Below are 12477 nucleotides of genomic sequence, written 5' to 3' on the forward strand. Positions count from 1 at the left end.
CTCAGGACGTTCGTGTAGAGATTGCCGGGCACTGGATTGTGACCGGTTCCCTACGGGGTTTGATTCTCAGTTTAGTAGAGAGAGCTTTGTGAAGTTGTGTGTTGTCCGACCGGCCCCCGCGAAGGGGCCGGTCGGCTTAAGGACTTATTCGCCCTTGATCTTCTGGATGATCTCGTCCGCGACGGCCCTGGGGACCTCGGAGTACGAGTCGAACTCCATCGAGTACACAGCGCGACCCGAAGTCTTCGAGCGCAGGTCGCCGATGTATCCGAACATCTCGGACAGCGGAACCTGTGCGCGAACGATCTTGATGCCGGTGGAATCTTCCATCGACTGGATCTGGCCACGACGCGAGTTCAGGTCGCCGATGACGTCGCCCATATACTCCTCGGGCGTACGAACCTCAACGGCCATCAGCGGCTCAAGCAGAACCGGGTTGGCACGGCGCAGAGCTTCCTTGAAGCCCATGGAGCCCGCGATCTTGAACGCCATTTCAGACGAGTCAACATCGTGTGCAGCACCATCGACGATGGTCGCCTTGACGCCCACGATCGGGAAGCCGGCGAGCACGCCAACGTTCATCGCATCCTGGAAACCAGCATCGATCGAACCGATGTACTCGCGCGGAATGCGACCACCCGTGACCGAGTTCACGAACTCGTAGGTCTTGTCAGCATCAAGCGCAAGCGGCTCGATGTTGAACTGGATCTTCGCGAACTGACCCGAACCACCGGTCTGCTTCTTGTGCGTGTAGTCGTGCTTCTCGACGGACTTCTTGATCGTCTCGCGGTAAGCCACCTGCGGCTTACCGACGTTGGCCTCAACGTTGAACTCGCGCTTCATGCGGTCAACGAGGATGTCGAGGTGCAGCTCGCCCATGCCCTTGATGGTCGTCTGACCAGTCTCGGGGTTGAGCTCGGTGCGGAAGGTCGGGTCCTCTTCAGCGAGCTTCTGGATGGCAACACCCAGCTTCTCCTGGTCGGCCTTCGTCTTCGGCTCGATCGCAACCTCGATAACCGGATCCGGGAACGTCATCGACTCGAGGACGACGGGAGCTGCCACGTCAGTCAGGGTGTCACCAGTGGTGGTGTCCTTCAGACCGATGACCGCGTAGATGTTACCTGCGGTGACCGCGGGAACCGGGTTCTCCTTGTTGGCATGCATCTGGAAGATCTTCCCGATGCGCTCCTTCTTACCCTTGGTCGAGTTGACGACCTGCGAGCCGGAGTCCAGGTGGCCCGAGTACACGCGAATGTAGGTGAGGCGACCGAAGAACGGGTGCACAGCAACCTTGAACGCCAGAGCCGCGAACGGGTCCTCGGAGCTGGGGTTGCGCTTGATGATCGTGTCGTAGTCCTTCGGGTCGTGTGCCTCGATGGCACCGACGTCGAGGGGGTTCGGCAGGTAGTCGACGACTGCATCGAGCATCGGCTGAACACCACGGTTCTTGAACGCCGAACCACACAGCACCGGGTAGATCTCGCTGTTTACGACCATCTTGCGGATGGCGCCCTTGATCTCGGCGACCGTGAGGTCTTCGCCACCGAAGAACTTCTCCAGAAGCGCGTCGTCGGTCTCGGCGACGGTCTCGAGGAGGCGCTGACGGTATTCCGCAGCCTTCTCTTTGAGGTTCTCCGGGATCTCCTGCACTTCGTAAGAAGCACCCATGGTCACGTCACCCTTGGAGTCACCCTCCCAGACGAGTGCACGCATCTCGACGAGGTCAACGACCCCGACGAAGTCGCTCTCTGCACCGATCGGGATCTGGATGACGAGAGGCTTTGCGCCCAAGCGGTTGACGATCGTGTCAACCGTGTAGAAGAAGTCAGCGCCGAGCTTGTCCATCTTGTTGACGAAGCAGATGCGCGGAACGTTGTACTTGTCAGCCTGACGCCACACGGTCTCGGACTGGGGCTCAACGCCCTCCTTGCCGTCGAAGACGGCGACAGCGCCATCGAGGACGCGGAGCGAACGCTCCACCTCGACGGTGAAGTCCACGTGGCCGGGGGTGTCGATGATGTTGATCTGGTTGTTGTTCCAGAAGCAGGTCACGGCGGCAGACGTGATCGTGATGCCGCGCTCCTTCTCCTGCTCCATCCAGTCAGTCGTCGCGCCGCCATCGTGCGTTTCGCCGAGCTTGTGGTTGACACCCGTGTAGAACAGGATGCGCTCGGTCGTGGTGGTCTTGCCAGCATCGATGTGCGCCATGATGCCGATGTTGCGGACCTTGCTCAGGTCGGTGAGCACGTCTTGTGCCACAGGAGTGTCCTTTTCTGTCTAGCAGTCAGACTGCGAAGAGTGGAGTATTCGACAGGCTCAGAGGGGCAAGCCCGGTCCCTGAGCCTGTCGAAGGGTTACCAGCGGTAGTGAGCGAACGCGCGGTTCGACTCGGCCATCTTGTGAGTGTCCTCACGACGCTTGACAGCAGCGCCCAGGCCGTTCGAAGCATCCAGAATCTCGTTCTGGAGACGCTCGGTCATCGTCTTCTCGCGGCGACCCTTGGCGTAGCTGACGAGCCAGCGCAGGGCGAGCGTGTTGGCACGGTGAGGCTTGACCTCGACCGGAACCTGGTAGGTCGAGCCGCCGACGCGGCGGCTGCGGACCTCAAGGGTGGGGCGCACGTTGTCGAGCGCCTTCTTGAGCGTGGCGACGGCATCCTGACCGTTCTTCGCCTCGACACCGCGGAGGGCGCCGTAGACGATCGACTCGGCCAGCGACTTCTTGCCGTCGACGAGGATCTTGTTCACCAGCGAGGTGACGATCGGCGCGCCGTATACGGGGTCGTTGACGACGGGGCGCTTGGGGGCGGGACCCTTACGAGGCATCTAACTCAACCCTTCTTCGCACCGTAGCGGGAACGAGCCTGCTTACGGTTCTTGACTGCCTGGGTGTCCAGGGCGCCGCGGACGATCTTGTAACGCACACCGGGGAGGTCCTTCACACGACCACCACGGACGAGCACGAGCGAGTGCTCCTGCAGGTTGTGGCCCTCGCCGGGGATGTAGGCGGTGACCTCGGTGCCGTTGCGGAGCTTCACACGAGCGACCTTGCGCATCGCCGAGTTCGGCTTCTTAGGCGTAGTGGTGTACACACGAGTGCAGACACCGGCCTGCTGGGGGTTCGACTTGAGCGCCGGCGCCTTGGTCTTGGTGACCTTGGGCGAGCGACCCTTGCGAACCAACTGCTGAATGGTTGGCACGTTCTCTCCTCATAATGCTGCACGGTGACAGCGTGATGGGTTTCACATCATGACTCACCGGCACGCCCGATCAGGCGTGCTTTTGGTGTGGCGAGTATGCCGTGGGGGCTGACCGATATGGATCGGAGCCCGCGTGCAGGCACGTCAAGACGTGCACACACCTGGCCAAGTGTAATGCGGGGTAATGGGTGGGGTCAAATGAACGGTGCGGTGGCGTGCTACGAGGCGGCGCGGCTGGCTTCAGATGCGAGCAGATGAGGGCCGGGCGGTACTCTCGCGCAGCACCAGCGGCGGACGCTCCGAGGAGAACAGATTCCCCGGCGCGCCGCGCAACTGATCGAGCAGCAGCTGCATCCCGCGATGCCCCAGGCCGGCAAAGTCCTGTTCGGCGGTTGTCAGCGGCGGCGTCCACAGCCCCGACAGCGGATGATTGTCGAACCCCACGACTGAGATGTCCTCGGGCACGCGCATCCCGCTCTCGACGATGCCGCGTATCACTCCCATCGCGATCTCGTCGTTCCCGCAGAACACTGCGGTGACATCAGACTCGGCGGCGAGCTCTCGCCCGATGACCACGCCGCTGCGCGGGTCCCAGGTCGCATCCCGCATTGGTGGGACCTCAGCACCGAAGAGGTCCAGCGCGCGGCGCCATCCGCTCGTTCGCCCGTCTTCTCGACCCGCGGCCGGCACGCGCACGTGGTGCACTGTGTGGTGTCCCAGCTCCAGCAGGTGGCGGGTCAGCTGCTCACCCGCCGTGGTCTCATCGAGCACCGCCTGCGGCACCTCGGCATCGCGCATGCCTGCGAGCGCGACGACCGGAAGCGACTCGGGAATCCGACGCAGCGCCGCGTCTCCGGGCGGGTCGAACTTCAGAACGATCGCGCCGGCGAGTGGTTGACCGAACGTCGCGGCGATGGCGAGATCGATCTCAGCATCCACGGCGCTTTCTACCACAGTAATCATCACGGTGTATCCCTCGGCGCGCGCAGACTCCTCAATCCCGCGGATGGTCTCGGCGTAGCCGTATGGCGAAGTGTCGCCAGCAACCACCGCGATCACTCGCGACTGTCCTGAGACCAGGAGCCGAGCCGCGGCGCTCGGCCGGAAGCTCAACTCGCTGATCGCGGCCTGCACCGCTTCACGCTTGCTCGGACTGACCCGAGCCGCCCCTGTGAGCACCCGCGAGACCGTTGGCACCGATACACCTGCGCGCTTAGCGACATCCGCCATCGTCGCCGGCCTCGTTGCCCCGTTCATACGTGTTCCTCTCCTGGAACCGGACTCACTTCACCGCACCACTGGTGATCCCCGAGATGATCTTGCGTTGCGCGACCATGAAGATGATCAGCAGTGGCAGGCTCATCAGGATGATATATGCGAAGATCAGGTGCCAGTTCTGAAGATAGAGCCCCGCGCTCGCCACCTGATACAGGTTCAACGGCAGCGTGTCGAGACGGCCGCCCACAACGAACAGTGCGTAGAAGACATCGTTCCAGATGTAGAGGCAGATCAGGATCGTCGCCGTCGCAAGCACCGGCATCAGTAACGGCAGGATGATCTTCATGAACACCCTCACCGGCGAGGCGCCGTCGACTCGCGCAGCCTCTTCCAGTTCGACCGGGATAGTGCGCACGAATCCGGTGACGAAGAAGATCACCGTCGACAGGTACATGCCCATGTAGACGCCGATCATTCCGACCGCGGTCCCGGCAAGCCCCAGCTGACGAAGCAGCAGCACGACGGTGACGACCGCAGGAGGCAGAACGATGCCGCTGATCGCCAGCGCATAGATGAACGCCATCGACTTGGAGCGTCGACGCCCGAGGATCCACGCGGCCATCGAACCGAGAATGAGCACGCCGATCACCGCGGGCACCATCACCAGAACGCTTCCACCGAAGGCTGCGAGCATCTTGCCATCGGTGAACACCGTGACGAAGTTGTCCCACAGCTGCCATTCAGCCGGCAGGGCCATGTTCGGCTGCAGTGCCTCCGCCTGGTTCTTGCCTGCGGTGACGATGACCAGCCAGAACGGGACGCCGAGCAGCGCCACGGCCACCAGGATCGCGACGATCGGCTGGATGATGTGCGACGGGCGGATGCGCTGACGCAACCGCGTTTCGGTGACAGCGCTCACAGCACGTCCTCCCTCTTGCGCAGCATACGGATGACCGGGAACGCCAGGATGATGACCACCAGGAACAGCACCAGACTCATCGTCGTAGCCTGAGCGAACAGGCCCTGACCGAAGGTCCGGAAGATGAAGATGTTCAGCAGTTCGGTGGTCCCGCCAGGGCCACCACCGGTGGTGGCCTGAACGATATCGAAGCCGTTCATGGAGCCCAGCAGCGATGTGGCGACGTTGAACGTCACCGCAGGGGCAAGCAGCGGGAAGCGGATGGAGCGGAACGTCGTCCACCAGCCCGCGCCGTCGAGTCGCGCGGCTTCGAGCACGTCATCACTGATGGTCTTCAGCCCTGCCAGATAGATGAGCATCGATAAGCCCGCCCACTTCCAGGCGTGGATGAGAGCGACCACGACAATGGTCCAGGTCGTGCTGCCGAGCCAAGCGATCTCGACGTTCTGACCCACGAGTAGCCCGAGGATGTCGTTGACAGCACCATCCGGCTTCAGCATCGCCTGGAAGATGTAGCCGACGGCGAGCGCCGACATGATGACAGGGATGAAGAATGCCACCCGGATCACCCGGTTGACCCTGGTGTCGCGCTCGAGCAGCAGCGCCAGAACCATCCCGAACAGGTTCTGGAAGATCGCCACGAGCACGGCGTAGATGAGCGTCACCTTGAGCGCATTCGTCAGCGTGCCGTTGGAGAGCAGTTCGGTGAAGTTCTCCCAGCCGACGAAGCCGATCTGAGCCTTGAAGCTCGACCAGTCCGTGAAGGCGTAGAAAAAGTTGAATAGCGTCGGGATGAAGAAGAACACCACGAGCACGATGAGCGCCGGGATCAGGAACCATAACGGGTGATCGTTCTTCGGTCGCGTAGTTGCTGACACCTGGCCAGCAGCGTGCGAGCGCCTCGTGCCTTTCGGCGGCGCCTGAGTGATCGTCATGCTTTCTTCTTCCGTGTCTACGCTGTGGCTTCTGCGCCTTCAGGACTGCGGGTCGTGTCGGGGGCACCTGACATGCAGGCGCCCCCGAATCAGATCAGAACCCCTCGGCTCCCATGGCCTTGGCCAGGCTGTCGAACTGAGCCTGGGTCGCCTCGGCGACCTCGGCCGGCGTCTTCGTGCCCTGAATCATGTCACCGAGGTTGATGTACAGATCCGGGTTCGCGATGGCCTCCGCCTGCATGGCGCCCACCGAGTTGCCGAGTGCATCACTGACGTCGAGGAGCGCCTGCGGCACGTCGGCGGAAGACTCGACTCCGCTCTGCAGCGACACCGTCGACTGCGCGTCGACGAAGTCCTGGTATCCGTCGCCCAGCCAGAACGACAGCAGCTGACGCGCCGCGGCCTCGCGTTCAGCGTCCCCGGTCTTGAAAGCGACCAGCGCGTTTGCCTGATCGGGGATGAAGGTCCCGATATTGCCGCTCGGCGAGATCGGGAAGAAGCCGATCTTCTCGTTGAGTTCCTCTGTGTCGGCCAGCGACTGCAGCTGCCCGAACAGGGTGTTCACCTGCACGGCCATCGCCGCGTCCCCGGCGAGCAGAGCAGCGCCCTGGTCCTCGAACGTCGCGGTCTTGATGTCGTCGTTGAACAGCCCCTCGTCGATCAGGCCGGCATACGTGTCGATGGCGCCCTGGATGGTCGGATCGGTGAACTTCTCCTCTCCGGAGTTCACCCGGTTCCACAGGCCCCCTGCCGCCGCATCGGCCAGCTGCACCTGCACCCAGTACTGCGTCGCCCATGAGCTGCCTCCGCCGGCGAAATCGAAGAACGGAGTGACGCCATCGCTCTTGAGCGTGCGGGCGGTCTCGATGAACTCATCCCAGCCGACGGGCAGCTCCGAGATTCCGGCATCCGCGAAGACCTGTTTGTTGTAGTAGACACCTTGCACAGCCGGAGTGGTGATCAGCGTGGCGTAGCGCGTGTCGTCGAGCATGCCTGACAGGTCGCGCAAGTCGGCGTCATATGCCTCGAGCCACGGCGCGCCGTCGAGCGACTGCAGGTTGGTAGAAGCGTTCAGCGCCGCGAGCTGTGAACCGGTCGGCTGCCAGAACGCGATGTCCGGCTTGTCGCCGGTCGCGACCTTGGTCTGGATGCCCTGCTCATAGGGATCCGGGATCGTCACGACGTCGACGGTGGCACCGGTCAGCTTCTCGAAGCCCGCCACGACACTGTCCGGAACGGTGTTGGAGTTCTGGGCGGCCCAGAGGGTGAGGGTCGTGCCGCTCAGGTCGGTATCCTGTGCGGGCCACGCAGCAGGCTCCGCGCTGCCCCCGCCACCTGCTCCCGGGTCTGAACAGCCTGCCAGGGAGAGTGCTGCGACGGCGGTGAGTGCCGCTGCGGCACGGAAACGCTTCTTCATCGAATGCTCCTTCATATTTTTCCTATTCGGTGATCGGGATGATCGGTGTGCGAACGTCCGCGCTCCCTGCCGGAGCGTGGATGATGCGCAGAGTGCGTGCTGCGAACGGTGCCGCGGATGCCCGCACTCGGAGCTCGCCCGTCGAGGCATCCCATTCGGTGTGCCATTCAGGGAGGTCGAGCGGGAAGACGGTCTGGACCGTCACTTCACCCCCACGCAGGTGGGGAAGATTCAGCACGGCCGTGTCGGACTTGCCGCGGCGCCACACGGAGATGAGATCGGCGGCGGTGCCGCGCAGGCCGAGCACGACCATGTCATCGTTCCACGCGGGAAGACCGACCGGCCAGTAGGGGGTTGCGGATGCGATCTGCCCGCGCAGGTGCTTGGCGACCTCGATCGCCGTCGCGACGCGAGTGCGCTGCGACGCGGTCATGCGATTGAGATAGCCCGAGACGTAGAATCGGCCGAGCAGTCCGGTGACCAGGCAGAACGAGGCTTCTTCGTCGGACATCCCAGGCTGCGGGTATGCCCAGCTCGCGGCCTGCTCCGGCAGCATCGACAGCGGCGCGACCGCCGCGATGGGCGGGTACTTCGTGTAGTCCTGCTGATCGGATGTCGATTGCATTTGGAGTCGCGAGAGCATCGCGAAGTCCATGCGCATCGCACCGGATCCGCAGTTCTCCAGGACCAGATCCGGATGGCGGTCGAGCACGCCGTCGAGCCATGCGAGGTGGGCCCGGTTGTGCTCCAGGAGACCGTCGCCGGGGCTGTCGGCAGCCAGATCGGTGCCGGCGCCCGGGTTGATGTTGTAATCGAGCTTGAAGAAGGTGACACCGAAATCGACGACCAGTCGATCGACGACCGCGTCGAGGTGAGCGACCGCCGCCGGGTGGCGCAGGTCGAGATGGTAGCGGCTGTGCTCGATGACACGTTGACCGTGACGCTGCAGGAATGCATCGGCTGGCAACAGCTCGGCCATGGGGCTGCGGACGCCGATGACCTCGGGTTCCAGCCACAGCCCGGGTGACATGCCGGCGTCACGGATCGCGGCGATCACCTCGGCGAGGCCGCCCGGAAAGCGCGTCGTGGACGGCAGCCACTCCCCCACGCTGTCCCACCAATAGCCTGAGTCGTCGTACCAGCCGGCGTCGATGCAGAACACTTCGGCCCCGACCTCGGCGGCAGCCGTGATCAGGGGCAGAAGCTTCTCAGTGGTCGGGTCGCCGTCGAGCGTGTTCATGTAGTCGTTGAAGATCACCGGCATGGCAGAGTTGTCGACATGCGGGCGCCGGGCAGCTCGACGGTAACCGGTCAATGCGGCGACGGCATCCTCGAAGGACTCGCCGTACGCGATCTCGACGGGCACCGAGTGGAACTCGGCTCCGGGAGCGAGGACGCGCGTCCAGGCGGAGTCGACGTCGGTCGGCCCGGACAGCGCAAGATATCCACCGAAGGTGTCTTCGCCGATCTCCCATTTCCATGCCCCGTTGTGCTCGATCTGCCACGCGAGCGATATGCCCGAATCGTGCACGAGCGCGCCGCTCGGCAGCGCTGCACCCGTCGACCATGTGCCATGGGATGCCCGAGAGAACGCACTGCGCGGATGCTGCCGCGTCAGGTGCTCGGCGAGCTGCGGGAATTCGATGCCGCGCAGTGCCTCGCGCTCCCACCGTCCTTCACCGAGCCAGTCGCTCTGTCCGCTGACGCGGTCCCAGCCGTTTAGGGTGTCGGCCGTGGGCGCCCCCTCGTCGGCGCGGGTGGTGAAGCCGGCAGACCACGATGCCACAGAGCGGAGCACGACATCCCCGATACTGGATGTGTTCTTGACCTCGACGTGCGAACGGATCGCCGCTACGCCATGCGGCCGACGCAGCACGAGTCGCGCTTCGATGTCGCCTGTGGCCTGCGTGATGACGAGCACCGACGCACTCTCATCTTCGTGCTGTTCGTGCCCGATGTAGCGCATGCGCATGCCGAGCGAGGTATGGATCAGCCGGTCGGACGCAGGCATGTGGCCGTCGGTCGCAGTCAGGATCTCGACAGCAGGAACGCGATACAGATCTGCGGCGCCGTTGCCGGTGCCGACATGAGCGAGATGCACCGGTGCATCCTCAGCCCACTCGAACACGAGCGTGAGCTGCGGGGCGGACCAGATCAGTTGCTCAGACACGGCGTTCCTCGACGTTGCGGATGCGCAATCCAGTTTGATAGCGCTTTCAGAACGTGACCTTAGCACGAGTTTGAAAGCGCTATCAAACCGGGTAGAGCGAGGCGCGATTGGGCGATGAGTGGGCACGCGCTGGTATCCGGGCGCGACGCCACGCTGAGCGCCAGGCGAAACGAAGCGCGTGCGTAGCGCACGCGCGCGAATGCGGAGGGCCGCGATCACGCCGCGACCGGACAGCCGCCCCATCTGCGGGTTGAGCCCCGAGCGACCGTGCGCGGCAGCGGCGAGATCGTGACGAGCGCCAAGGTTAACGCGGCGGCAGCCGCGCACCGCCACCTTCACGACGCTGGCGGGGCTGTGGCGCTACGGCGCCTCGGGATCGAAGGGCGAGTCCAGCGACTGAGTGAGCTCTTCGAGCATCGCTTCGATCTGCGGCTCGACGTACTGCGAGATCGCGCCCTGCACGCTCAGACGGTGACGCAGGAGCATTCCGCAGATCTCCCGACCGACCATGTTGGCGTATTCATCTGCGAGGGTCACTTCCTGGCGCAGCGCTGCTTTCGCCTCGTCTGTGAGCGGTGGAAGCGGGGGCAGCTCCCCCGATTCGTCGTCAGCCAGTCCCGCGATCGTGAAGAGGAAGGGCGCGCCCGGCACGGGCTCGGGATCCAGAGGCATCCCCTCGAACTCGGGCGCGAGGTCTTCGGCTGGACGATAGCTGCGCGCCCGGTTGCGCGCGGCCTGCTGGTCGAGCTCGGCCTGCAGCATCGGCAGATTGCGCGCCGTGTAGTCGGCGACCGCACGGTCGACAACCGTCTTGATGCGTGTCGACAGCCCATGCTGCACGCCATGCGGAACGTTCGATCCGATGCCCACGGCAGAGAGGATCGGCGAACCAAGGCACCGCCGACAGGGAGCGACTCGTCCGCGATGCGTGGCCGGCTCCCACCGCGGCACCCAACGCAGCCAGGCCTCGACAGCCTGGTCAACCTGCGCCTCTAGCGACCGCTCCACAGATCCAGGGTACGGCGATAGGCGCGAAACGGCAGAGATTTGCGGCATCCGATTCGCAGCAATGCGTCACTGCGCGTCAGGGTCCTCACGCTCCCAGGGCCATTGGGGCCGGCTCCGGCGGGCGCGTCGCAGCGCGACGCCTGCCCAGCCAGCGACCGCGGCAGCGACCAGCACCACAAGACTCGCGCCGTGCGTGACGAGCTCACTCATCACGGCGAGGGGGGTGACGACCTCACCCACGACCACGACAGCTGTCGCACCCACCCCGAGAAGGTGGACCAACGCCGTGACGATCGCGATCGTCCACACCGAACGGAACCTCGGATGCGCTCCGCGAACGGCCAGCCACAGCACACCGGCGAATGCCGCGATGGCGAGGATCATCCCCACGATCCCCGGTGCCTGTCCGATGCCAGGTACCGAGATGATGTCGGAATCGGTGATGACGCTCAGCGCCCCGAGGCCGAAGATGGCGAGAGCGAAGAAGCCGATAGCCGTCATCACCGTCGCCAACACGGCCGAAACCCCCGCAGGCACAGGGCTGCGGGAGTCGGGCGAAGAGATGTTCGTGGCTACCTCGAAAGTGTCGGGCCGGCTTCGATGGTGCGCTCGTACTCGCGCTGCGCCTCGGCATTGAGCTCGGTCTTGCGCGCACCGCTGCGGGCGACCCACGCACCGAACCAGATGGTGAGCTCGCGACCGAAGACGAAGGCTGCGATCGCGAGTGGCGCGAGCCCCTCGCTGAGGGCGAGTTCGCTGCCCTCTCGGGCGGACAGCAGCCAGAACGGCGCCTCGAACAGCTGTCCGAGAATGTGGCCTGCCCAGGCGAACAGACCGACGATGAGTCCGAAGACGACCCACAGACCCCAGCGACCGCGGTTGATGATCGCGCCCAGCAGCCAGAAGCCGATGAAGAAGACGACGACGGGAACCCAGAAGCCCCAGGTCGTCAGCGGAGCAAGAGCAGCCTCGCCGATGTTCTCTCCAGTGACGTCGCCGACGAGAGCCTGAAGCCCGAGAGCAGTACCGAGGTAGAGGATCGCGAACGATAGGGTCGCGATCAGACCGATTCCAGCCGCGGTACCGCGGTTGCCTCGGTCGCGCGGCGGCTCAGGCGCCTGCACGAAGATCGGCTGGTGCTGCGAGATCGGGGCGACAACCACCGTCTCGGCGACGGGCTCCGAGGGGACGACGCGCGTGGGCGCGTCATATTCGCCGGATGCCACGACGTCGGTGACGACGACGTCGGATGCCGCGGATTCGGATGCTGCGCCGAACTCGGTGGCGTCAGAAGAAGTGGCCGCTGAGCGGTAATCGTCGCCCGAGGAGGCGGCGTCGGGCTCCGAGGCACCGAAGGTGCCGGGGTGATCGCGCTCCGCGGCCTCGAAGGCTGCGAGATCCGGGTCGACGGCGTTGTAGTCGACGGGGTCGTTGACGGATGCCGAAGCATCGGCCTCGGCCGGCTGCGCGGGGGAATCGCCGCGTGCGGCCTCGGCGTCGGCGAGTCCGGCGTTAGCGCTGTCGACGACGTCGTCGACGTCGGACTTGTGCTCGTTCTGGGGGACCTCAGGGTCACTCATGTGGGCGCCTCTCGTCAATATGTGCACTGTG

11 protein-coding genes are annotated in these 12477 nt (G+C 64.4%); all 11 read right to left on the minus strand.

Annotated features, from left to right (window positions below; translation table 11 throughout):
• Nucleotides 1-144: 144 nt before the first annotated feature.
• The 11 genes from fusA to ACTU6V_RS14655 all read right to left on the minus strand — a co-directional run bounded on the left by fusA (nt 145) and on the right by ACTU6V_RS14655 (nt 12446).
• A complete protein-coding gene (fusA, locus tag ACTU6V_RS14605) occupies nt 145-2259 on the minus strand; it encodes an elongation factor G (RefSeq protein ID WP_443468809.1) in 2115 nt (704 codons plus the stop codon).
• A gap of 95 nt (nt 2260-2354) precedes the next feature.
• Complete coding sequence (rpsG, locus tag ACTU6V_RS14610) at nt 2355-2825, minus strand: 30S ribosomal protein S7 (RefSeq protein WP_017201608.1); 471 nt, start codon at nt 2823-2825, stop codon at nt 2355-2357.
• 5 nt (nt 2826-2830) lie between these two features.
• The gene (gene rpsL / locus ACTU6V_RS14615; protein WP_017201609.1) at nt 2831-3199 is read right to left on the minus strand and encodes a 30S ribosomal protein S12; all 369 of its coding nucleotides are present in this window, start codon (nt 3197-3199) and stop codon (nt 2831-2833) included.
• 240 nt (nt 3200-3439) lie between these two features.
• Nucleotides 3440-4456: a LacI family DNA-binding transcriptional regulator gene (locus ACTU6V_RS14620; RefSeq protein WP_443475914.1), complete on the minus strand. Its 1017-nt coding sequence runs from the start codon at nt 4454-4456 to the stop codon at nt 3440-3442.
• Nucleotides 4457-4481: 25 nt separating this feature from the next.
• Nucleotides 4482-5336 (minus strand): carbohydrate ABC transporter permease, encoded by an 855-nt coding sequence (locus ACTU6V_RS14625; protein WP_443475915.1) that lies wholly within the window; start codon nt 5334-5336, stop codon nt 4482-4484.
• Nucleotides 5333-6271, minus strand: a complete 939-nt coding sequence (locus ACTU6V_RS14630) for a carbohydrate ABC transporter permease (protein WP_443475916.1) — start codon at nt 6269-6271, stop codon at nt 5333-5335. Before ACTU6V_RS14630 ends, ACTU6V_RS14625 begins: the two co-directional genes overlap by 4 nt.
• Nucleotides 6272-6365: 94 nt before the next feature.
• Nucleotides 6366-7688: an ABC transporter substrate-binding protein gene (locus tag ACTU6V_RS14635; protein WP_443475917.1), complete on the minus strand. Its 1323-nt coding sequence runs from the start codon at nt 7686-7688 to the stop codon at nt 6366-6368.
• Between the two features lie 22 nt (nt 7689-7710).
• A complete protein-coding gene (locus ACTU6V_RS14640; protein WP_443475918.1) occupies nt 7711-9858 on the minus strand; it encodes a glycoside hydrolase family 36 protein in 2148 nt (715 codons plus the stop codon).
• Between the two features lie 360 nt (nt 9859-10218).
• Nucleotides 10219-10866, minus strand: coding sequence for a spermidine/putrescine ABC transporter substrate-binding protein (locus ACTU6V_RS14645; protein WP_443468808.1), 648 nt, complete (start codon nt 10864-10866; stop codon nt 10219-10221).
• 66 nt (nt 10867-10932) lie between these two features.
• On the minus strand, nt 10933-11367 hold the full coding sequence (locus tag ACTU6V_RS14650; RefSeq protein WP_443468807.1) for a DUF6121 family protein: 435 nt from the start codon (nt 11365-11367) through the stop codon (nt 10933-10935).
• Nucleotides 11368-11438: 71 nt separating this feature from the next.
• Nucleotides 11439-12446, minus strand: a complete 1008-nt coding sequence (locus ACTU6V_RS14655; RefSeq protein ID WP_443468806.1) for an ABC transporter — start codon at nt 12444-12446, stop codon at nt 11439-11441.
• Nucleotides 12447-12477 lie beyond the last annotated feature (31 nt).

The organism is Microbacterium zouquanmingi (assembly GCF_052266675.1).
Classification (GTDB): Bacteria; Actinomycetota; Actinomycetes; order Actinomycetales; family Microbacteriaceae; genus Microbacterium.

Excerpts from the sequence above, each read along its gene's own strand:
- rpsG (WP_017201608.1), bottom strand. The coding sequence starts at position 2,825 with ATGCCTCGTAAGGGTCCCGCCCCCAAGCGCCCCGTCGTCAACGACCCC.
- ACTU6V_RS14620 (WP_443475914.1), bottom strand. The coding sequence starts at position 4,456 with ATGAACGGGGCAACGAGGCCGGCGACGATGGCGGATGTCGCTAAGCGC.
- ACTU6V_RS14630 (WP_443475916.1), bottom strand. The coding sequence starts at position 6,271 with ATGACGATCACTCAGGCGCCGCCGAAAGGCACGAGGCGCTCGCACGCT.
- ACTU6V_RS14635 (WP_443475917.1), bottom strand. The coding sequence starts at position 7,688 with ATGAAGAAGCGTTTCCGTGCCGCAGCGGCACTCACCGCCGTCGCAGCA.
- ACTU6V_RS14650 (WP_443468807.1), bottom strand. The coding sequence starts at position 11,367 with ATGACGGCTATCGGCTTCTTCGCTCTCGCCATCTTCGGCCTCGGGGCG.
- ACTU6V_RS14655 (WP_443468806.1), bottom strand. The coding sequence starts at position 12,446 with ATGAGTGACCCTGAGGTCCCCCAGAACGAGCACAAGTCCGACGTCGAC.